Source organism: Acinetobacter bereziniae LMG 1003 = CIP 70.12, assembly GCF_000368925.1.
GTDB classification, from domain to species: Bacteria; Pseudomonadota; Gammaproteobacteria; order Pseudomonadales; family Moraxellaceae; genus Acinetobacter; species Acinetobacter bereziniae.
This window is the reverse complement of the sequence record NZ_KB849755.1, coordinates 276,326-277,068: the sequence shown is the minus strand read 5'-3', so window position 1 is coordinate 277,068 and position 743 is coordinate 276,326. Positions and strand designations below refer to the sequence as shown.

General features: G+C 32.3%; 1 protein-coding gene. It reads left to right on the top strand.

Annotation, left to right across the window (positions count from 1 at the left end):
* On the top strand, positions 1 to 498 hold a 498-nt coding region (locus F938_RS03190; RefSeq protein WP_005029351.1), incomplete at its 5' end, for a T6SS immunity protein Tli4 family protein.
* Between the last annotated feature and the right edge of the window lie 245 nt (positions 499 to 743).

Sequence of the window (743 nt, the reverse complement as noted above, 5' to 3'; positions counted from 1 at the left end):
GCAGGCTTATGCTGGAAAGATTACTTTATTGCAGATGATATGACTGAAAATCGCTTCTTTTTAAGCGAAGCTTTTTTATTTTTTCCTTCTTATCCAGAAGTGATGATGAATATTGAAAACAGGGCAAGAGATGAGTCTGACACACCAATTATACAAATGATTCAGAAAAATAGGGAACAAATACCAGAAGAACTTAAAAGAGTATTTAAAGTCAGTGATATTCGATCTGGATCCAGAGAAATTAATGGACTAAAAGGTGAAGAAGTTCTTACTCATTATCAGCCACGTTTAAGCTTTGGGCGAGGCTTTGAATCTGGTGTATGGCAATATTTAGGAACTTTAGATAATCCTAAAGATTCTTATATTTATGTTGGATTAAAAGGAGTGAGGGACTCTATCGATAAAGAAAACTCATCAATAAGCCAGAAACAAATCCTTCAACTGAATGATTTTGTTTTAAATAACATAAAAATTTCGCCATTTAATCAAGGGAAATGACATGATTGAGAGAAGTAATAGGATTTATACGACATTAGCCACTTATTTATATGTAAGTTTAGATCAAGAAGTTCTAAATAAACATGACAAAAACTGAATTATGTCTTAGTGAGTTGGTCAAGTCACGAAGACTTGAAATATTTACAGAACAATGAGATTTCGAATGAAAAAAACCAAGATTTTACTGCTGCTGTCTTTAACGTTACTTGGAACATCTTGTTCAAAATTTCAAGGTGAGGATGAAA